This window comes from Paracoccus sp. S4493 (assembly GCF_000967735.1).
GTDB lineage: Bacteria > Pseudomonadota > Alphaproteobacteria > Rhodobacterales > Rhodobacteraceae > Paracoccus > Paracoccus marcusii.
This window is the reverse complement of record NZ_JXYF01000469.1, coordinates 1-250: the sequence shown is the minus strand read 5'-3', so window position 1 is coordinate 250 and position 250 is coordinate 1. Positions and strand designations below refer to the sequence as shown.

The following is a 250-nucleotide window of genomic DNA, read 5'->3' as shown; positions in this document are numbered from 1 at the left end:
GCCGCGCAGGATGTCGTGACGCTGATGGCGGGCCAGGATGTCTACATGGACGACCTGCCGCCGGAGATGGCCCGCCCCGACGTCTGGCGCCGCTATGCCGCCGGTGAGCGCGGCAGCGCCGTCGCGGCCCTGGGCGGCATCCACCACCAGCCCGCGCTGGAGATCGCCGCCACCATGCTGCGCGAGGACGAGATCTTTCGCGACACCGCGCATCACTTCCTGCGCCATTTCGACGGGCTGACGGCCCGCC

The 250-nt window shown here is 72.0% G+C and carries 1 pseudogene; it reads left to right on the top strand.

What is annotated here, in order from left to right:
- Nucleotides 1-15 precede the first annotated feature (15 nt).
- Nucleotides 16-250 (top strand): annotated as a pseudogene (locus TW83_RS18530) (hypothetical protein); the annotation flags it as partial.